The sequence below is a fragment of the Pseudomonas sp. LjRoot277 genome (genome assembly GCF_964253845.1).
In the GTDB taxonomy this organism is placed as follows: Bacteria; Pseudomonadota; Gammaproteobacteria; order Pseudomonadales; family Pseudomonadaceae; genus Aquipseudomonas.
The window spans coordinates 686,727-705,613 of sequence record NZ_CAXURI020000001.1 but is presented as its reverse complement, the minus strand read 5'-3'; the positions used below and the strand labels follow the sequence as shown (position 1 = coordinate 705,613).

Sequence of the window (18,887 nt, the reverse complement as noted above, 5' to 3'; positions counted from 1 at the left end):
TGCTCATGCCTGCGCTGAATCACCCCCACCTTCACACTGAAACCCTGGCCAACGGTCTGCGGGTGACGCTGCGTCATGTTCCCGATTTGAAGCGCAGTGCTGCTGCGTTGCGCGTCGCGGCGGGCAGCCATGACGTGCCGCTGGCCTGGCCCGGACTGGCGCACTTTCTCGAACACCTGCTGTTTCTCGGTACAGAGCGTTTTCCTGCGAGTCAAGCACTGATGGCCTACGTCCTAGGCCATGGCGGTCAGGTGAATGCGCGGACCAGCGAACGCACCACGGACTACTTTTTCGAGTTACCGCCTCAAGCGTTTGCCGGGGGACTGGAGCGCCTGTCGGACATGCTCACTCATCCACGTATGAATCCGGACGATCAGCGGCGGGAACGGGAAGTGCTGCACGCAGAATTTGTCGCCTGGTCTCGGGATACGACCGCTCAGCAGCAATTCGCGCTGTTCGATGGTCTTTCAGCCGCGCATCCACTGCGGGCGTTTCATGCCGGCAACCGCTACAGCCTGCCGGTGCCGCAACCTGAATTTCAGCAAGCCTTGCAGGGTTTCTATCAGCGGTTTTATCAGACCGGGCAAATGACCTTGTGCTTGGCTGGGCCGCAGAGTCTCGATGAGTTGAGGGCGATGGCTCAGAGCTTTAGCGCTGCTATTCCCATAGGGGAAAAAGTCCCGCAACAAGCGCCTGCATCGCTGATGGACTCTTCGGACAAAAGTTATCAACAGGCTGGAGCGCGTCGACTGGATCTGCTGTTTGCCTTCGACGCGTTGCCCGATTCATCGCCTGAGGCGCTGGCGTTCCTGTGTCATTGGCTGAACGCCGCGAAACCCGGTGGCCTGCTGGCGCAATTGCGCGAGTGCGGGCTGACTGACAGCCTGAAAGCTGCGCCACTGTATCAATTCGCCGGCCAGGCTTTGTTGCACATCGAGTTCACGTTGCCTGCCAACACGACGCCCAACGGGATCCGCGAACGGCTACTGGATTGGCTTGGATTCTTTGCCTCACAGCAACCCTGGACCGGATTGCGCGAAGAATACGCCGCCCTGCTGCAACGTCAGCAACAAGTCAGCGGCGCCCTGCAACTGGCGCGACTGGACAGCGAGCAGCGTGAAACAGGGTTATCCGAATCGGGCGTTGCAGCCCTCAAGGAAGTCCTGAAACAAATCGGCGCTGTGGATAACTTCACCGGCCAATGGCAACTGCCAACATCTAATCCGTTTTTACGCGCCGAGGCTGCGGCCCCGAGTGCCGGACTGATCCGCGGCCAGACCAGCAAACACAGAGGCCTGCGGACTTTTGCCCAGGATCGCTCACGCGGTCGTCGTGAACGTTCGCCCATGCAGTTCAGTCAGGCGTTGCCCGATAACAGTGCCGAAGGTGCCGTTTACCTGCGCTGGCGTCTGGACGCTGCACCTCATAGCAACCTTCAGGCAAGCCTGGTACACCGCCTTCAGCCGTTGCGTGAAGACGCTCGTCAGGCAGGTGTCGATTTTTCCTTCAGCGCATCAGGCAATGAATGGCTGCTGAAAATGACCGGACTGCAGGAGCCGATGCCGACCGTCCTCGAACATGCGCTGAAAGAACTGACAACACCTGATGCCAGTTTCTCGCAAGAAGAGCTGCCGAGCGTTGCGTTGATGCCGATTCGACAGTTGCTAAAAGCGCTGCCTGATCAATGCCTTGAGCGCACCGCTGACTCGGACGACTTGGCTCAGCTTTGGTCAAGCGCACGCTGGGATGGTCTGGCGACCGGGCTGTCCGCCCAGACCCAAGCGGCGATGGGCCTTGCCTTGAGTCGTGCGCCCGGCACTGCGGACAATCAACTGACGCCGCCCGCCCCGATAAACGCGCAGCGTCTGTGGAGCGCTGTCGACACCGGATCCAGCGAACACGCCTTGTTGCTCTTCTGCCCGACGGCAACCGCGGACATCGCTGACGAAGCCGCCTGGCGCTTGCTGGCTCACGTCTGCCAGACGCCGTTTTACCAACGCCTGCGGGTAGAACTGCAGCTCGGTTATGCGGTGTTCAGCGCCCTGCGGCAGATCCATGGGCAGACCGGGCTGCTGTTCGGCGTGCAATCACCCAGCGTCGCCCCTCTGGATCTACTGGAACATATCGAACATTTCCTGAGCGGATTGGCCGGGATGATCGACGACATCAATGACAAGACCTTCATCGACCAGCGCCAGGCACTGGCCGATCAATTCACTAGCGCGGCGCTGCCCAATGCGCAGGCCGCCGAACTGCTCTGGCAGGGCAAACTGGCCGGCCGCTCGTCGGATTATCTGGAGCTTCTACCTCAGACGATTCTGATGATCGACCGTGAAACGTTACTGGCCGCCGCACAACGATTGAAACAGGTCGAAGGCGGTTGGCGCTGTCTGGCCAGCGGACCGTGCCCGACCTCGCCTTGGCAAGCGGCAAAATGATCATTACCGGTGCTGCAATTAGCTTTCTCAAAGATTCCCGGCCAATCGCCCTGTAATTTTGAGTAACATAGCCACCTAACTATCTGAACATCTCCGGTTGGAGGTGGACTATATGTATAGATCTCAACTGTCCCATCACCTGAAGGAGCGCTCCTATGTCCTGGTCCAAACCTGCTTACACCGACCTGCGTATCGGCTTTGAAGTCACCATGTACTTCGCAAGCCGCTAATCTTTTTGTAGCGCAGTGCAACGCCTCGGCTCGCCGAGGCGTTTTTATTTTCAGTTTTCGAATGATGGAGCGGCCATGTTTGTCCAGATTCTAGGTTCCGCCGCCGGCGGTGGTTTCCCCCAGTGGAACTGCAACTGCGTGAACTGCGCCGGTTTTCGTGATGGCAGCCTGAACGCCAAGGCTCGGACTCAGTCGTCCATCGCAATTTCCGATAACGGCGTGAATTGGGTGCTGTGCAACGCTTCGCCGGATATCCGCGCCCAGCTCCAGAGCTTCGCCCCGATGCAACCGGGCCGGGCCCTGCGCGATACCGGCATCAACGCGATCATCCTGATGGACAGCCAGATCGACCACACCACCGGCCTGCTCAGTCTGCGCGAAGGTTGCCCGCACCATGTCTGGTGCACCGACATGGTCCACGAAGACCTGAGCACCGGTTTCCCGCTGTTCACCATGCTGACCCACTGGAACGGCGGGCTGACCTGGAACCAGATCGAGCTTGACCGCAGCTTCACCATCCCGGCCTGCCCGAACCTGCGCTTCACTCCTCTGCCCTTGCGCAGCGCCGCCCCGCCGTATTCGCCGCACCGTTTCGACCCGCACCCTGGCGACAACATCGGCCTGATCGTTGAAGACATCAACACCGGTGGCAAACTGTTCTACGCCCCGGGCCTGGGCAAGGTCGACGCACCGCTGCTGGAGATCATGGCCGGTAGCGATTGCCTGCTGGTGGACGGCACGATGTGGGATGACGACGAAATGCAGCGCCGTGGCGTCGGCACCCGCACCGGTCGTGAAATGGGCCACCTGGCGCAGAACGGCGCCGGCGGCATGCTGGAAGTGCTGGAACAGCTGCCCAACCAGCGCAAAGTACTTATCCACATCAACAACACCAACCCGATTCTCGATGAGGATTCGCCAGAGCGTGCAGAACTGGCTCGGCGTGAGGTTGAAGTGGCTTATGACGGCATGAGTATTGTGCTGTAGCGGCTGACGTCTTCGCGAGCAAGCCCGCTCCCACATTCAACCGAGTTCCTTCAGAAGAATACGGTCGAATGTGGGAGCGGGCTTGCTCGCGAAGACGTCAGACCAGACACCAAAGAATCCACCGGTCGTGCCCGGAGAACCGAAATGACTGACACAGCAATGTCCCCCGCCGAGTTCGAAGAAGCCCTACGCGCCAAAGGCGCCTACTACCACATTTATCACCCGTATCACGTGGCGATGTATGAAGGCCGGGCAACGCGCGAGCAGATCCAGGGCTGGGTCGCCAACCGCTTCTACTATCAGGTAAACATCCCGCTCAAGGACGCCGCGATCCTCGCCAACTGCCCGGACCGCGAGATTCGTCGTGAGTGGATTCAGCGCCTGCTCGACCATGACGGCGCCCCCGGCGAAGACGGCGGCATCGAAGCCTGGCTGCGCCTGGGCCAGGCCGTCGGCCTCGACCCGGATCAGCTACGCTCGCAGGAATTGGTATTGCCCGGCGTGCGTTTTGCCGTCGATGCCTACGTCAACTTCGCCCGTCGTGCCAGTTGGCAGGAAGCCGCCAGCAGCTCGCTGACCGAACTGTTTGCGCCGCAAATCCACCAGTCGCGTCTCGACAGTTGGCCGCAGCATTACCCGTGGATCGATCCGGCCGGTTACGAGTATTTCCGCACCCGCCTGGGTCAGGCGCGTCGCGACGTGGAACACGGCTTGGCGATCACCTTGCAGCACTACACGACGCGGGCCGGCCAAGAGCGCATGCTGGAAATTCTCCAGTTCAAACTGGACATTCTTTGGAGCATGCTCGATGCCATGAGCATGGCCTACGAACTGAAACGCCCGCCGTATCACAGCGTGACCGAGCAACGGGTCTGGCATAAAGGAATCACCTTATGAGTTTTGATCGCAGCAAGACCCCGACCTGGCGTCCCGGCTACCGCTACCAGTATGAACCGGCGCAGAAAGGTCATGTGCTGCTCTACCCGGAAGGCATGATCAAACTCAACGAAAGCGCCGCGCTGATCGGCGGTTTGATCGACGGCGAACGCGACGTCGCTGCGATCATCGCTGAACTGGACGCGCAGTTCCCCGGCGTGCCCGAGCTCTGTGACGACATCGAGCAATTCATGGAGGTCGCCCGTGCTCAGCACTGGATCGAACTTGCCTGATTGCGCGTCAGACAAGTTACCGCCCAAACCGGAAATCGGCCTGCCGCTGTGGCTGCTGGCCGAGCTGACGTATCGCTGTCCGCTGCAATGCCCGTACTGCTCCAATCCTCTGGATTTCGCCGAGCAAGGCAAAGAACTGAGCACCGAACAGTGGATCAAGGTGTTCCGCGAAGCGCGGGAAATGGGCGCGGCGCAGTTGGGCTTTTCCGGCGGTGAACCGCTGGTCCGCCAAGACCTCGCCGAGCTGATCACCGAGGCGCGCAAGCTGGGTTTCTACACCAACCTGATCACCTCCGGCATCGGCCTGACCGAGCAGAAAATCAGCGACTTCAAGAAGGCCGGCCTGGACCACATTCAGATCAGCTTCCAGGCCAGCGACGAGCAAGTGAACAACTTGCTGGCCGGCTCGAAAAAGGCCTTCGCCCAGAAGCTGGAAATGGCTCGTGCAGTGAAAGCCCACGGTTATCCGATGGTGCTGAACTTCGTGACCCATCGGCACAACATCGACAAGATCGACCGGATCATCGAGCTGTGCATCGCCCTTGAGGCGGACTTTGTGGAACTCGCCACGTGCCAGTTCTACGGTTGGGCGCAGCTCAATCGAGTCGGTCTGTTGCCGACCAAGGAACAACTGGTCCGCGCTGAACGCATCACCAACGAATACCGCGCCAAACTCGAAGCCGAAGGGCATCCGTGCAAGCTGATTTTCGTCACCCCTGACTATTACGAAGAGCGCCCGAAAGCCTGCATGAACGGCTGGGGCAGTATTTTTCTGACAGTCACGCCGGACGGAACTGCTCTGCCCTGTCACGGCGCCCGACAGATGCCGGTGCAGTTTCCCAACGTGCGCGACCACAGCATGCAACACATCTGGTACGACTCGTTCGGCTTCAACCGCTTTCGCGGTTACGACTGGATGCCCGAGCCGTGCCGTTCCTGCGACGAGAAAGAAAAAGACTTCGGCGGCTGTCGCTGCCAGGCATTCATGCTCACGGGGGACGCGAGCAACGCCGACCCGGTGTGCAGCAAGTCGGAACATCACGGCGTGATCCTCAAGGCTCGCGAAGAAGCCGAACACGCGACCCAGACCATCGAACAACTGGCCTTTCGCAATGAACGAAATTCACGACTCATCGCTAAAAGCTGAACCCTTCAGCGCTGCCAAGGCTGTTGCGGCCGGCATCGACTTCGCCGAGTTGCAGTTCGGGCCACATGGCTTGTTCTGGAATGAGTACCGTCCCGAGGACGCCGCCTGCCGAATCTGGCATTGGCGTGACGGCCTGGCACATTGCCTGACGCCAGCGGGTTTCAGTGTGCGCAGTCGGGTGTACGAATATGGCGGCGGCGCGTTCTGTCTGACCGATGACGGGATAGTGTTCGTCAACGAGGCGGACCAACAGCTGTATCGGCAGTCGCTTGCTGGCGAGACACCTGAGTTACTGAGCTCAGGCGAATGCCGATACGGCGATCTGCAGTTCGCTAACGGGCAGGTATTGGCGGTTGAAGAAAACCGCGATCGGCATCGTCTGGTGGCTATCGATGTGGCTGGCGGGACACGTCATCTGCTGGCCGAAGGCGCCGACTTCTACGCCGCGCCGACGTTGAGTCCCGACGCGCAACGACTGGCGTGGATCGAGTGGAGTCGTCCGGATCAGCCATGGACCGCGACTCGCCTGATGGTTGCCGAACGCCAGAACGAGGGCAGTTTTGCTCAACCGCTTTGCATGGCTGGCGGCGACGCCGAGGAATCGCTGCAACAACCGAGATTCGATACCAGCGGCCGTCTGTTTTGCCTGACTGATCGCGGCGGCTATTGGCAGCCTTGGGTGGAATCGGCAGACGGTTTGAGCCCGCTGCCGAGTGCCGCCGCTGATCATGGGCCAGCGCCGTGGCAGCTGGGTGGCTGCACCTGGTTGCCGCTGAGCGAAGGCCGCTATCTGGCGAGCTGGACCGAAAACGGGTTTGGCAGGCTGGGTCTTTGCGGCGATGCCTGTGAAGATTTCACGGGCGATTACAGCCGCTTCCGCTCTCTCGCACTGGATGAGCAGTTCATTTACTGCATCGCCGCTTCGCCAGTCAGTTCATCGGCAGTCATTGCCATCGACCGCCAGACCCGGCAAGTCAAAACACTGGCTGGCGGTATTGCACCGTTGCCTGCCGAGCAGATCAGCGTCCCGCAAACCCTGCGCTACCCGAGCGGTTCGGGCGAGGCACACGGCTTCTTCTATCCAGCGATGACCGGTGATGCGAAACCGCCTCTGGTGGTGTTTATCCACGGCGGCCCGACTTCGGCCTGCTACCCCATGCTCGATCCGCGTATCCAGTACTGGGCGCAACGCGGCTTCGCCGTGGCCGACCTCAACTACCGCGGCAGCAGTGGCTATGGTCGGGCTTATCGACAAGCACTGCATTTGAGCTGGGGTGAAGTGGACGTGGAGGATGCCTGCGCCGTCGTCGCTCATCTTGCCGAACGCGGACTGATCGACGGCAACAAGGCGTTTATTCGCGGTGGCAGTGCTGGCGGCTACACCACACTGTGCGCGCTGGCCTTTCACACAGTCTTCCGCGCCGGCGCCAGCCTGTATGGCGTCAGTGACCCTGTGGCGCTGGGCCGGACGACCCACAAGTTCGAAGGCGATTATCTGGATTGGCTGATCGGCGACCCGGTGCAGGATGCCGAACGCTACGCCGCACGAACGCCGTTGCTGCACGCAGGCAACATCCGTGTTCCGGTGATTTTCTTTCAGGGTGAACTGGACGCTGTAGTGGTGCCGCAACAGACCCGCGACATGGTCACGGCGCTACAGGACAACGGCATTCTGGTTGAAGCGCATTACTACGCCGACGAACGCCATGGCTTTCGCAAGGCCGGCAATCAGGCCCATGCGCTGGAGCAGGAGTGGTTGTTTTATCGGCGGGTGATGGAATTGGCGGACTGAAGATCGCGCTGAGTGCGGAAATTGCGGTGCCCCTTTCGCGAGCAAGCCCGCTCCCACACTGACCGAGTCCTCCCAGGGGAATACGGTCGAATGTGGGAGCGGGCTTGCTCGCGAAAGCAATCTAACGGGGCGTCGCGAAACTCAGCGCTTGGCGATGATATACACCGCATGCACGATCCCGGGGATGTAACCGCACAGCGTCAGCAGAATATTCAGCCAGAACGCCCCGGCGAAACCGACTTGCAGAAACACACCCAGTGGCGGCAACAGAATGGCGATGATGATGCGAATAAAGTCCATGGGGTCAGCTCCTGATTAAAGTTGGCTCGCGTGAGCCTACAGCTAATCGACCTTTGCCATTCGTCAGGGTTCAGTGCGGTTCTTCAGGACAGTATCTCAAGACCGTGTTTCTGAACGATGCTCAGCAACTTCAACGCCATGCCGCTGGGGTGCTTGTCTCCCGCTTCCCATTGTTTAACCGTCGAGGCGCTGGTGTTCAGGTAACGCGCGAACACTGGCTGGCTTACATTGTTGCGTTCACGTAGCGCTTTGATCTGCTCGGCCGGGATCGCGTCCGGAACCGTTGCAAGACATGACTCATCGAATTCGCGCATGGTTGCCTTGCTGATTGCACCGATGGCAAACAAGGCACTAGCTGACTCGTGTATCGATTCCGAAATTTCACTTTTGAATTTTTTACTCATGAGATATCTCCACAAACTCCTTCATATCCAGCAAGCGCTGGATTTCCATCTCGGTCAGCCCTCCATACGTCTTGGCTAACTCGCGCAAGTCGGCCAATTGCCTCGGACTGATATTGCTCTGGTCTTTCTTGGCATACAGAAACTGATAAACCCAGTAACGGCCACCTTTGGCCAAAACAATCGACCGATGGCGGTTGGCATTCAAGCGCTTCTTCCAGACCCCGCCGCCGAGATTGTCCGCCTGGCCATTGAGCATTTCGGTGAATGCTTCCCGAAGCTCGTCGTCATCGATCCAGGCCTTCCCGACCTGCATCGAAAAGCGTTTCGTTTTGAACAACCTTGGTGACATTGGCATCCCTTCCACAAAACATACCACCCAGTGGTATAGAAATCAAAGCCAGCTCCACCCACATATCGTTTCGCTGGCACCGGCACTCCTTGCCGACACCCTCTAAAAAGCCATTGATCCCGATACGGCTCAAGCACTGAAATACATTTGGCAAAACGCAGAGACAAAAAAACGCCCCACGCCAAAAGAATCAGGCATGGGGCGATGCGTTATACCGCGAGACGGTTCGGAAATTCGTGTAGGGCGGGTCTGATCAGACGGCAATCCCTTTGCGGCACTGCAGTTGCGCAGTGCGCACGCGGGAGAAGGCGCGGGCCAGGCGCAGGAGCATTTCGTCGATGTTGGTTTTGCTGACGGTCAGGGCCGGGGTAAAGCGCAGGCAATCGGGCTGCGGAGCGTTGAGCAGCAAGCCTTCGTAAAGCGCCGCTTTGACGACGGCGTCAGCCGATTCGTCGGACAAGGTAAGACCCCAGAACAGACCTAGCCCGCGCAACTCGCCGTGACCATAGCGATGGGATAAACGCTGCAGACCTTCGCTCAGGTGCTGACCGGTTTCCCCGACATGATCGAGAAATCCCTTGTCCTGCACGCTGTCGAGGACGGCAAGACCGGCCGCCGTCATCAGCGCATTGCCATGATGAGTTCCTGTCACTTCACCGACGTCGAAACAGCAGGCTTTGCCCCGCGCCAGCAACGCTGCCAATGGCACGCCACCACCCAGCCCTTTGCCGAGAACAACGATATCTGCCCGCACGCCGTAGGATTGTTCGGCGAGTAAAGTGCCGCAACGACCGATGCCGGTTTGCACTTCGTCGAAGATCAGCAGAATGCCCAGCTCACGGCACAGGCGCTCGACCCCTTTGAGGTAATGCTCGGTGGCCGGTATCACCCCGGCTTCGCTCTGGATCGGTTCGAGCATGATCGCCACGGTCTGGGCGTCGACGGCTGCATGCAAGGCCGGAAGGTCATTGAACGGCACGTGACTGAAGCCCGGAAGCAGCGGCTCGAATCGGTTAGTCAGATTCGAACTGTCCGACGCCGAAATCGTCCCCAGACTACGACCATGGCAGCCGTTGTTGGCAACGATGATCCGCGAAGCCCCGCCGCGATGCCGTTGGCCCCATTTGCGCGCCAGTTTGATCGCCGCTTCACAGGCTTCGCTACCACTGTTGAGCAGGTACGCCTGATCACTCCCGGTGCTGGAACACAGTCGCCCAGCAAGATTGAGCATGCCGCGGTTATGCAGGCCGAAACCGGGATTAATCAGCGACTGAGCTTGCATCGCAATGGCGTTGACCAGTACCGAAGGGCTGTGTCCAAGGCTATTGGCCCCGCCACCCTGTGAGAAATCCAGATAAGCGCGGTCATCGCTGTCCCACAACCATGAGCCCTGGCCGCGCACGAATATCTGTTTCGGTCGCTCGACACTGGGCATCAGGCACTCGCTGGAAAGATTGTCGCCTTTGGACGGCAAGAAGGTGCCCACCGCCAGGTCATCAAGACTCGGAGGATTGCGCCGCAAATTAAACAGGTTCATCTGATCAAACCTCGGGTGAGGTTTTTTGCCTTACCTATGTAAACACCCTCGAAGCAAACAGTATTCATCGCACTCTGCGGCCCTGTAAGCCTTGTGAATGCGGTTAGACTAGGCCCAGCCAAGGCCTTGAGCCATTTCGATTTCCCAGTATTTTCGATAAGTATTACTTATGGATTTCAAGCAACTGCGTTATTTCGTCGCGGTCTACGAAGAAGGTCATGTGGGCCGGGCTGCCGAACGGCTTTCAATTTCCCAACCGGCGCTGTCCCAGCAGATCCGTCACCTCGAGCAAAACCTCGATGTGAGTCTGTTCGAACGCAGCAGCAAACGTCTGCTGCCAACCCTCGCTGCTCATACTTTGTACAACCATGCCCTGCCCTTGCTAGATGGATTGCAGCGGGCACGGGAAGCCTTGGGCAATTTCAAGGGCCAGGCACTGCGTACTCTGGCTATCGGTGTATTGCAGACCGTCCATACCAGCCTGGTGCCGCAGATGCTCGAACGCGTGCGCAAGGCGCAGCCGCATTTGGTGGTGCAGATCTATGAACTGACGGGGCTGGAAATCGAGCGGCGCTTGCTCAACGGTTCTCTGGACATCGGCATCAGCTATCTGCCACCTCGTCAGCCGGGGTTGCACGGCGTAATGCTGTACGAAGACGAACTGACCCTGGTCATCCCGGCGGATCACCCGTTGCGGGAATTCAAGAAAGTCTCGATGAGTCAGGCCGCCGAATTGCCGATGTTGCTACTGGGTGAAGAGTTTCAAGTACGGCAGATCTGGCAGGCGCAATTGGCCAATCTGGGACGACGTCCGCAGGTACAGGCAGAACTGAACAACATGGCGGGGATTCTCGACAGCCTGCCGCACACGCGACTGGCGACGGTGCTGCCCGGACGCTCACAACAGGCACACGGCAACAAGGAACTGTTGTGGAAACCATTGAGCGAGCCGAGGGTGCCGCTTAAAGTTGGATTGGTGTGTCGGGATGTGCAGCGACAACAGGCCTCGCTGGCCTTATTGCGTACGTTGCTGGAAGAAGTGATTAATGGCTCGGATAGACGTTTGAGTAGCCCGGCAACACGGGATGAAATGAGCTGAGCACTTTTCTGCAGACAAAAGAAAACCCCGCCGAAGCGGGGCTTTGCAGACTGTTTCCCTGACATCCATTTCACTCCGCCGTCCTGGCAGAATCCTACGTGTCCGTGTTGTTGCTTTGCGCTTCCTGCGCGACGTCCATGTGAAGTAGATTAGCTGTGGATCCAATTTGCATCTATGGGAGAAGAGCAGCACGTCATGTAAGAGAATGCTTACACGACGTTACATTGTCAGAACTGTCCTGCATCCAGCAGGAACAATGACTCGCTACCGGCCTTCACCGACGCGCTCAACGAGTGAATACGCGGCAGAAGGCGTGCGAAATAGAACCGCGCCGTGCCCAACTTGCTCGCGTAGAAATCGTCCTGCACTTCTTTGCCAAAAGCGGCCTTGGCCATCAGTGCCCACATGTACGCATACGCCACGTAACCGAATGCTTGCAGATACTCGACCGAGGCAGCGCCGATTTCGTTCGGGTTGTTTTTCGCCCGGTCGAGCAGCCAGGCGGTCAATTCGTCGAGGGTGGTCACGGCATCGTTCAGCGGCTTGGTGAACTCGGCCAGATCAGCACTGGCAGTCGCAGTGAAATGACGGATCTCGTCGGCAAACAGGTTGTAGAACGCCCCGCCAGTACCGACGATCTTGCGTCCGACCAGGTCCAGCGCCTGAATGCCGTTGGTGCCTTCGTAGATCTGGGTGATGCGCACGTCGCGGACCAGTTGCTCCTGGCCCCACTCACGGATGTAACCGTGGCCGCCGAAAACCTGCTGGCCGTGAATCGTGGTTTCCAGACCCAGGTCGGTCAGGAACGCCTTGGCCACCGGGGTCAGCAAGGCCACCAAATCTTCCGCGCGTTTGCGGGTGGTGGCGTCTTCGCTGAACTTGGCGGTGTCCAGCTGCATGGCCACGTAGGTCGAAAAGGCACGACCGCCTTCGTTCGAGGCTTTCATGGTCAACAACATGCGCCGCACGTCCGGGTGGACGATGATCGGGTCAGCGACCTTGTCCTTGTTCTGCGCGCCGGTCGGCGAACGGCTTTGCAAACGGTCGCGGGCGTACTCGACGGCGTTCTGGTACGAACGCTCGCCGCTGGCCAAGCCTTGAATACCAACACCCAGACGTTCGTAGTTCATCATGGTGAACATCGCGGCCAGGCCTTTGTTCGGCTCGCCGACCAGATAACCCACGGCCTCGTCGAAGTTCATCACGCAGGTCGCGGAGGCCTGGATGCCCATCTTGTGTTCGATCGAACCGCAGGTCGCCGGGTTGCGCGCGCCCAGGCTGCCATCGGCATTGACCATGAACTTCGGCACCAGGAACAACGAAATGCCTTTGGGCCCCGCCGGTGCGTCGGGCAGTTTGGCCAGTACCAAATGAATGATGTTCTCGGTCAGGTCGTGCTCACCGCCGGTGATGAAGATCTTGGTACCGCTGACTTTGTAGGAACCGTCGGCCTGAGGCTCGGCTTTGGTGCGGATGATCCCCAGGTCAGTACCGGCGTGTGGCTCGGTCAGGCACATGGAGCCGGCCCAGACGCCGGCGTACATGTTCGGCAGGTATGCGGCTTTCAGCGCTTCACTGGCGTGGGCGTTGATCGACAGGCAGGCGCCTGCGGTCAGCATCGGGTACAGGCCGAACGACAGGCTCGCGGAATTGACCATTTCTTCGACCTGCGCCGAAACAGCCTTGGGCATGCCCATGCCGCCGTAGGTCGGATCGCCACCGACACCGACCCAACCGCCTTCAGCGTAAGTCTGATAAGCCTGTGGGAAACCTGCCGGCGTGGTGACGGCACCGTCCGCCCAATGGCAACCTTCTTCGTCAGCCGCACGGCTCAGGGGCGCGATGCTTTTGCTGGTGACCTTGCCGGCTTCTTCAAGAATGGCTTCGACCGTTTCAGCATCGACAGTCTCGGCCAGCGCAGGCAGCTCGGCCCAGAGTTTGGCGACCTCGAACACTTCATTGAGGACGAAGCGCATATCGCGCAGGGGCGCTTTGTAGTCAGCCATGGCAAACCTCGCAAGATCTAAACAGGTGATTCGTAGGAGTGGTGCTTTCGTTGGGTCCGAGTGTAACCCAACAACTTTTACGACACATAGGGTCAGCTCATGACCGTTTTGTTATTTTTAGTCACCGAAAAGCGAACCATTAAAGAAGCCCGCAACCAGGCGGGCTCTTTTACGTCGGCTTGAAACACTATAGTGCGAACAAATCCGCAGGCAGGTTCATCAGACAGTCGCTGCCCGCCTCGATGGCCGCCCGATGAGCCGCCGTGCGTGGCAACAATCGCTTGAAGTAAAACTCGTTGGTCGCCAGTTTTGCCTGGCAGTAATCGGCATCGCCGCTGCCCGAATCGAGCTGTGTCTGAGCGACCAGCGCCATGCGCAGCCACAGATAGCCGAGGATGATGTAACCGCTGTACATCAGGTAATCCACCGACGCCGCGCCGACTTCATCCGGATTTTTCATCGCAGCCATACCGACCTTGGTAGTCACCTCTCCCCACTGCTGATTCAGGTCGTTGAGCTGCGCCACGTAGCTGGCAAGTTGCGGATGTCCCGCGTTTGCCGCACAGAACTTGTGAACGATTTTGGTGAACCCGCGCAGCAATTTCCCCTGGCTGCCGAGGACTTTTCTACCAAGCAAGTCCAGCGCCTGAATGCCGTTGGTGCCTTCGTAGATCGGTGCGATGCGGCAGTCGCGTACCAGCTGCTCCATGCCCCACTCGCGGATAAAACCGTGACCACCGAACACCTGCATGCCGTGGTTGGTCACTTCCAGCCCGGTATCGGTCATGAAGGCTTTGCAGATCGGCGTGAGGAACGCCAGCAGGTCTTCGGCATCCTGACGCGCCGTTTCGTCCGGGCTCAGATGCGCCACGTCCAGCAACTGCGCGGTGAAATAGGTCAGCGCCCGGTTGCCTTCGTTGAAGGCTTTCATTGTCAGCAACATCCTGCGCACGTCAGGATGAACAATGATCGGATCGGCTGGTTTTTCCGGCGCTTTCGGGCCGGTCAGCGCGCGCATCTGCAGACGATCATTGGCGTACTTGATCGCCCCCTGAAAGCTCGCCTCCCCCAGACACAAACCCTGCATCCCGGTGCCCAGTCGCGCATGGTTCATCATGGTGAACATGCAATTCAGGCCCTTGTTCGGCTCACCGATCAGGAAGCCCTTGGCATCGTCGAAATTCAGCACGCAGGTGGCCGAGGCCTTGATGCCCATTTTGTGTTCGATCGAGCCGCAGGAAACGCCATTGCGCTCTCCCGCCTCGCCTTCGTCGTTGGGTAGGAATTTAGGAACGATGAACAGTGAAATGCCCTTGGTCCCGGCCGGAGCGTCCGGCAGTTTCGCCAGCACCAGGTGAATGATGTTTTCACTCATGTCGTGCTCGCCGGCAGAGATGAAGATCTTGCTGCCGGAGATCGCATAGCTGCCGTCGGCCGCAGGCACGGCGCGGGTTTTGATGATGCCCAGGTCAGTGCCGCAATGGGCTTCGGTCAGGCACATGGTGCCGGTCCATTGACCAGCGGTGAGTTTGCTCAGGTAAGTCTGTTTCTGTTCTTCGGTGCCATGGGCGTGGATCGCCGACATTGCACCGTGAGTCAGACCGGGGTACATGCCCCAGGAGGTGTTGCTGGAGCCGACCATTTCGCTGATGACCAGCCCCAGTGAGCTCGGTAAACCCTGGCCACCGTAAACCGGATCAGCCGCCAGACCGTGCCAGCCACCTTCAACGTATTGTGCGAAGGCCTGCTTGAAGCCTGTAGGCGTAGTCACCACGCCATTGTCGAAATGGCAGCCTTCTTCGTCGCCGCTGCGGTTCAGCGGTGCGAGAACGTTCTCACAGAACTTTGCGCCTTCTTCGAGGATCGCATTGACCATGTCCGGGCTGGCATCGGTGGCGCCCAGCGTGGCGTAGTTGCTGTGAAAATCGAAGACGTGGTCGATCAGAAAGCGCATGTCGCGCAGGGGAGCTTTGTACTCAGGCATGGTCATTTCTCCGGCAGCAGATTCCCCAAACCTACTGCCGCGCACCCGGCCTCACAATCACAGTCCAGACGCTGAATGCGCCATCATCACTCAATCATTAGCGGCGTCCATGCGCACCGCGCCACGACGGCTCTGACCGAACGCCACCACACAGTTGCGTCCCGCGCCCTTGGCACTGTAGAGCGCCTCGTCAGCGGACTTGAGCACTTTCTCGGGAGTGCGCTGCTCCAGCCGTTCGGCGACGCCAATGCTGACGGTGACCGACACACTTGAGGCGCCCGAGCCCGCGCGACGTTGACGACCTTGCTGGTCGTCCTGAGGACGGCTGTCCTGATTGCGCAGTTGAATGTTGTAGGTGGCGATGGACTCGCGGATGACTTCCAGGTGCGGCATGCACTCTTCGAGGGTCTTGCCTGCGAACACCAGGGCGAATTCTTCACCGCCGTAGCGATACGCCCTACCGCCTCCGCCGATTTTCGACAGCTTGCTGGCGACAAGTCGCAATACCTGATCGCCGACATCGTGACCGTGGGTGTCGTTGAATTTCTTGAAGTGATCGACGTCGCTCATCGCCAGCACGTAATTGCGCCCCAATCGCTGCATCCGCTCATTCAAGGCGCGGCGCCCCGGCAGGCCGGTAAGCTCGTCGCGGAAGGCCATCTGATATGCCTCGTGCGCCACGGCGGCCGCGATCATCAACATGACCTGGCTGCACATGATGTTCAAGGTGAACGGCAGGATGAAGGTTTTCGGCAACATCCAGAACAAGCCGAGCAAACCGACCAACTGCGCCGCATGCAGCGGTCGCGGGTTGCGCCAGTACTGCCAGGCGAGCAGCACGAAAGAGGCGATGAACACCGGATACGACAGCTGGATCAGGCTCATCCACGCGCCATGCAGTGCCGGCCAGCGAATTTCCGAGAGCCACATCAACAGCGCTTGTGGATAACTTTGTTCGAGACCGAGCGCGACGCTACCGAACGCCAGCAACACAGCGAACCGCGCCACCATGTCCTGAAACAAATGAGTGCGTTCCTGCCACGCGGCGAAGATGCCGAACAGCAGCGGCAACAGCAGGCAACACAAATGGAACACCACGGCTGCGTCTTCGCGGACCTTGCCGTTATCGCGGTAAAAGTCGGTCTGGGTGTCGAGCAAAAAGTAGGCGATGTACACCGTGACCATCAGGAACAGCTCGCGCTGTCGCCGATAAACCGCACAATACGACCCGCCAAGCAGCAGGACCAAGGTCGGCAGGACGTTGAACAATGACGTGAAGAATACGTTGAGATCTTTGACGTAGGCTGCGGCAAGCCCCGCCAGCAACAGGACCAGCGACGGCAGGAAATGGTTGATATGAACAGCAGAAGAACGCGGCAAGGGGGTTGAGCTCCGGCCCGGGCAAATCAAAGATGGCATTGTGCCTTCACTTGGCGCAGTTAAGCACACGCAATGTGATCTGCATCACACCGCACCCTCTATAGCGGCAGGAATTCGGTTTTTCTGAGCGATTTGCCAGGTATTTCAGAAATAAAGTGGCTGATAGCCATTAGATCGATCAGCCATGGCTTTTTTACAGATGTCGGATCGCCGGAGCAGAAAAACCTTTGGCGTTTGGCGTTTGGCAACATCACGCCTCATGCAACATGCGCGCCATTTGCAACTGTCAGTTATGACAGTATCGGCCGGTGTTTTAACGGCGTTTAATCCCCTGTACCACTCACCGGAGCCCTACCACCACTTTCGGGATAGGAGAGTGTCGTCCAAACCTGACAGGAGTGACACGCATGGAAGACCCAATTATCGAGGCAGTCAGCACCACTTCACTTACTCTGATTCGTGATGCGATACCCAGGCTGCTACCGCTGAGAGTGGTGGAAGCCATACCCAATTCCGGTGGTTTGATTCCTCTGGCCGCGACGGCACGTGACCTGCGTATTGGCATCCCGGCATTGCCACAACCCGGTCCCGCCGGGTCGCGCCCCATTATCCGGATATACGCAGAGTTACCGTCTCCGGGTGAGTATGAAATCATTGCCTACCATCAATTGCCGGCGTATCCCGCCGGGGATTTCGAGCTGCTTGTACCGCGCTCTAAGCTATGCTGTGAAGGCGTGCATCGGCTCACGTACGTTCTGGATGATGGCGACAATTTACTGAGCGCCACCGCCAGCACCCAGTTGCTGATTCAGAAGACTGCACCTTTTGGCCACCTGACCATCACTCCGCCACGCCCGCTGCTACCGCCCAACCTCGACACTGCGCTGATCACCGAGGCTTATCTGCTCGCCAACGACCCCGTCATGTTCCGGATACCACCGCACCCCGAAATCGATAACCAGATTGGCCTGCGCTGCGTTTTCTACTATGGATACACTTATAGTCACATGGAGGTTTCTTACGCCGTTCCGCCGGTTGTCACCTTGCCCGACAATCCGGCTGACCGATTTATCCCCGTATCAGCGGAAACTTTTCGCAACCGAGGCAATGGCACACAGCAACTGAAATACCGCCTCATAGACCAGGCCGGCAATCGCGTTCGAGACTCATTGATCCTTGAAGTCAGGGTCGCGATTCAAATAGCGCCTTCAAATATTCCCGTGCCGCGGGTGACGCAGGCTATTGCGCCAGACAACACGGTGACCCTGGCTGACATCACACCAGCCGGGATGGAGGTGTGGCTGGACAGTGTCGACGGTTTGCAGATTGGCAACTCCATCACGGTACTCGTCGGTACGCTGGCGGCGGTGGCTGTTGTATATGCCGGGCAGTCGTTGCCGATGCGGTTGGTGGTCCCTGCGGCACGCGTGCAAGCCGCTGTTCCGGGAGCCACCACCAATGATACGCCGGCCTCCGTCAGGTTCAGGATCACCAGTGGCGGGGTAAACTTCGACGGGCTGGTCGCCAGGAATCTGATCTTCAATCTGTCGACCTTCATGCAGTTGCCGCCGTCAGTGGTGAGATACCTGAACAACGGCAATCTCACCTGCAACTCCCCGCAACCCAGCGACCTGCCCTATTCCAACCGTAACATTGAGGTATTTATCCCGCCCTCGGAGCTCTTGCGGGCCAATGCGACGGTTATTGTGAACTGTGCACTCAGTCGACAGGACGATGGCTCGACGCTGATCAATCCGCCAGTCACCGTCTCTGCCTTGCTGTCAGCCGACGCTGCGACGCTGGGTCAGACCTTGAACGTGCCGTATCCATTGACCATGGGCCTGATCGGCAGAGGGGTAATGTACGTCTTCTATACGACGCTCAATGCGGCCGGGCAAGCGATTCGGTCAGTCACGGTGGCCGTACCGGTCAGGGGTGTTTTGCCGGGGAACTTCTATTGCGACGGCACGCCTTTTATCCCGACGCCTTGATGGACGCTGCAGCGTCGCGTGTCTGGCGCCCATAAAAAAACCGCCGCTCCCAAAAGAAGCGGCGGTTTATTGAA

At 58.9% G+C, this 18,887-nt stretch carries 16 protein-coding genes; 9 read left to right on the top strand and 7 right to left on the bottom strand.

Going from position 1 to position 18,887, the window contains the following annotated elements; all coding sequences use genetic code 11:
* Nucleotides 1–5 precede the first annotated feature (5 nt).
* The 7 genes from pqqF to ACSQ87_RS03290 all read left to right on the top strand — a co-directional run bounded on the left by pqqF (nucleotide 6) and on the right by ACSQ87_RS03290 (nucleotide 7,763).
* Nucleotides 6–2,438 carry a pyrroloquinoline quinone biosynthesis protein PqqF gene (pqqF, locus tag ACSQ87_RS03320; protein ID WP_436273358.1) on the top strand — a complete coding sequence of 811 codons (2,433 nt, stop codon included), beginning with the start codon at nucleotides 6–8 and terminating at the stop codon, nucleotides 2,436–2,438.
* 155 nt (nucleotides 2,439–2,593) lie between these two features.
* Complete coding sequence (pqqA, locus tag ACSQ87_RS03315) at nucleotides 2,594–2,668, top strand: pyrroloquinoline quinone precursor peptide PqqA (RefSeq protein WP_009045898.1); 75 nt, start codon at nucleotides 2,594–2,596, stop codon at nucleotides 2,666–2,668.
* A 75-nt stretch (nucleotides 2,669–2,743) separates the two neighbouring features.
* Nucleotides 2,744–3,655: a pyrroloquinoline quinone biosynthesis protein PqqB gene (gene pqqB / locus ACSQ87_RS03310; protein WP_223431273.1), complete on the top strand. Its 912-nt coding sequence runs from the start codon at nucleotides 2,744–2,746 to the stop codon at nucleotides 3,653–3,655.
* 144 nt (nucleotides 3,656–3,799) lie between these two features.
* Entirely contained in the window at nucleotides 3,800–4,552 is a 753-nt protein-coding gene (gene pqqC, locus ACSQ87_RS03305) for a pyrroloquinoline-quinone synthase PqqC (RefSeq protein WP_223431272.1), read from the top strand.
* On the top strand, nucleotides 4,549–4,824 hold the full coding sequence (gene pqqD / locus ACSQ87_RS03300) for a pyrroloquinoline quinone biosynthesis peptide chaperone PqqD (protein ID WP_223431271.1): 276 nt from the start codon (nucleotides 4,549–4,551) through the stop codon (nucleotides 4,822–4,824). The genes pqqC and pqqD overlap by 4 nt, the downstream gene beginning before the upstream one ends.
* Complete coding sequence (pqqE, locus tag ACSQ87_RS03295) at nucleotides 4,817–5,971, top strand: pyrroloquinoline quinone biosynthesis protein PqqE (RefSeq protein WP_176471511.1); 1,155 nt, start codon at nucleotides 4,817–4,819, stop codon at nucleotides 5,969–5,971. Before pqqD ends, pqqE begins: the two co-directional genes overlap by 8 nt.
* Nucleotides 5,937–7,763 carry a S9 family peptidase gene (locus tag ACSQ87_RS03290; protein ID WP_436273357.1) on the top strand — a complete coding sequence of 609 codons (1,827 nt, stop codon included), beginning with the start codon at nucleotides 5,937–5,939 and terminating at the stop codon, nucleotides 7,761–7,763. The genes pqqE and ACSQ87_RS03290 overlap by 35 nt, the downstream gene beginning before the upstream one ends.
* A 141-nt stretch (nucleotides 7,764–7,904) precedes the next feature.
* On the opposite strand, the gene ACSQ87_RS03285 is transcribed toward ACSQ87_RS03290, so the two are convergent.
* The 4 genes from ACSQ87_RS03285 to ACSQ87_RS03270 form a co-directional block, all read right to left on the bottom strand.
* The gene (locus ACSQ87_RS03285; RefSeq protein WP_007904205.1) at nucleotides 7,905–8,063 is read right to left on the bottom strand and encodes a YqaE/Pmp3 family membrane protein; all 159 of its coding nucleotides are present in this window, start codon (nucleotides 8,061–8,063) and stop codon (nucleotides 7,905–7,907) included.
* An 83-nt stretch (nucleotides 8,064–8,146) separates the two neighbouring features.
* Entirely contained in the window at nucleotides 8,147–8,467 is a 321-nt protein-coding gene (locus tag ACSQ87_RS03280) for a helix-turn-helix domain-containing protein (protein WP_223431269.1), read from the bottom strand.
* Nucleotides 8,460–8,816 (bottom strand): type II toxin-antitoxin system RelE/ParE family toxin, encoded by a 357-nt coding sequence (locus ACSQ87_RS03275; protein WP_223431268.1) that lies wholly within the window; start codon nucleotides 8,814–8,816, stop codon nucleotides 8,460–8,462. The genes ACSQ87_RS03280 and ACSQ87_RS03275 overlap by 8 nt, the downstream gene beginning before the upstream one ends.
* Nucleotides 8,817–9,069: 253 nt before the next feature.
* Entirely contained in the window at nucleotides 9,070–10,353 is a 1,284-nt protein-coding gene (locus ACSQ87_RS03270; protein WP_436273356.1) for an aspartate aminotransferase family protein, read from the bottom strand.
* 169 nt (nucleotides 10,354–10,522) lie between these two features.
* On the opposite strand from ACSQ87_RS03270, the gene ACSQ87_RS03265 reads away from it, so the two are divergent.
* Complete coding sequence (locus ACSQ87_RS03265; protein ID WP_150658483.1) at nucleotides 10,523–11,452, top strand: LysR family transcriptional regulator; 930 nt, start codon at nucleotides 10,523–10,525, stop codon at nucleotides 11,450–11,452.
* 227 nt (nucleotides 11,453–11,679) lie between these two features.
* Here the strand turns inward: ACSQ87_RS03265 and ACSQ87_RS03260 are convergent, their stop codons facing one another.
* From ACSQ87_RS03260 to ACSQ87_RS03250, 3 genes are all read right to left on the bottom strand, one after another.
* Nucleotides 11,680–13,458, bottom strand: coding sequence for an acyl-CoA dehydrogenase C-terminal domain-containing protein (locus ACSQ87_RS03260; RefSeq protein ID WP_223431265.1), 1,779 nt, complete (start codon nucleotides 13,456–13,458; stop codon nucleotides 11,680–11,682).
* Nucleotides 13,459–13,645: 187 nt separating this feature from the next.
* Nucleotides 13,646–15,442 carry an acyl-CoA dehydrogenase C-terminal domain-containing protein gene (locus tag ACSQ87_RS03255; RefSeq protein ID WP_436273355.1) on the bottom strand — a complete coding sequence of 599 codons (1,797 nt, stop codon included), beginning with the start codon at nucleotides 15,440–15,442 and terminating at the stop codon, nucleotides 13,646–13,648.
* 90 nt (nucleotides 15,443–15,532) lie between these two features.
* Nucleotides 15,533–16,822: a GGDEF domain-containing protein gene (locus ACSQ87_RS03250; RefSeq protein WP_436273354.1), complete on the bottom strand. Its 1,290-nt coding sequence runs from the start codon at nucleotides 16,820–16,822 to the stop codon at nucleotides 15,533–15,535.
* Nucleotides 16,823–17,229: 407 nt separating this feature from the next.
* Here ACSQ87_RS03250 and ACSQ87_RS03245 point away from each other — a divergent pair, with 407 nt between their 5' ends.
* Entirely contained in the window at nucleotides 17,230–18,813 is a 1,584-nt protein-coding gene (locus ACSQ87_RS03245) for a hypothetical protein (RefSeq protein ID WP_436273353.1), read from the top strand.
* Nucleotides 18,814–18,887: the final 74 nt, after the last annotated feature.